Source organism: Spiroplasma sp. Moj, from assembly GCF_016082285.1.
Lineage (GTDB): Bacteria > Bacillota_I > Bacilli_A > Mycoplasmatales > Mycoplasmataceae > Spiroplasma > Spiroplasma phoeniceum.
On record NZ_MQTY02000153.1, the window covers coordinates 1 to 1424 of the forward strand.

Sequence of the window (1424 nt, forward strand, 5' to 3'; positions counted from 1 at the left end):
TAGATTCCTATAATTTCTATTTTAAATATATTTTATANGAATTTTAAAATAACTAGGTTATGCAAGAAGTCTAATGNATAAANNNTNNAACTANNNNANNNCTAATTTTNTATTNTNAAATGTTAGCATGATATTACTCCTTTTTTACCATTTTTTACCTTTGAATCAAAATATATAGAATACACAAAAGGAATATTTTAAATTTTTTATTTTTTTTGATATAATAACAATAGTCTATGTAGAAATATCAATAAATATTCTTATATAGGAAACGAAACATAAAAAGATGAGGAGTTTATTTATGGCAATAAAAAAGAAAATTGTTATGCAAGAAGAATTACCAGTAGTTGATTTAATAAATCAAATTATTGAGGAAGGAAAAGAGTTAACTACTAAAACTGATATAAAAGCAGCAAAAGAAAAACTAATGCATGAAGAATGAATTAAAAAAAATAATGAAGCATGTGCTATTGCAGCAAAAAAATGAGAAGAAAAAATTAAATTAGCAAAGGAAAAAGAACTTAAAGCAGCATCAAAACTTAAAGATGTTGATAAGATTGAACAAGAAAAAATTGCTTTATTAGAACAAAAACGGAAAGAAGAAATTGCTAAAAATAATGCTTTATATGAAGAACGTGCTAAAAAACAAGCTCGTTTGACAAATATTTCACGTGTTAAAAAAGCAATGTGTGAGCGAAAAATGATTTTATCAAAAGAATCATGAGAAAAAGAGTCACAAAAATGACAAAAATTATTAGATCAAGTTTCACGTTAATTAAATAACTTGCACTGATGTTTATCAGTATTTTTTTAATTTAAAATAAAATTGTTAAGTCACTTAATTTAGTTTTAAATAAAAATAAAATTATCTTAAACTTGGCAAATAAAAAGTTAAAAACTCATGTCAAAATTCTCATGCTTTGGTTTTTAATGTATCATTTGTTAAAAATCAGTATGAAAATCCTTCGGCAAAAAATTCAAAAGAACTTTTAAAAGAATATTTGCTAAGATGAAATAATTGAAATTTTTTCTCTATCCAAATTGTGGGAATTATTAATTTTTTTTACTAAAAATTCTTTTAGATGTTCAATAGGATTAATATTCCTAGAAAGAGAATAAAAGTGAATAATATGACCAATTTCACGAAATAAAGTGTAAAGTAAAGATGCAAATAAGACAATTTGCCCTTATTAAGTCAATAATATATTTTTTATTAAAAATTGCAACAAGTTTTTCAAAAAAAAATAATTTTTTTAAATTATGTAGTTATTTCAGCACCATGAAAAATGATTTTTGTTAAATATTTAAAATTAATAATTTAATTACTAAATATTTTGTAAAAATACTTCTTTGGAGGATAATCAACCTAAACTCGGTCGTGGTTTCTCATTAATAATTTTTATAACTTTATTAATTTCTTTTTG

Annotated in this window: 1 protein-coding gene; it reads left to right on the forward strand. The window is 21.9% G+C overall.

The features are described 5' to 3' along the window. Positions 1 to 301 precede the first annotated feature (301 nt). Positions 302 to 775, forward strand: coding sequence for a hypothetical protein (locus BST80_RS05230; RefSeq protein WP_415746278.1), 474 nt, complete (start codon positions 302 to 304; stop codon positions 773 to 775). Positions 776 to 1424 lie beyond the last annotated feature (649 nt).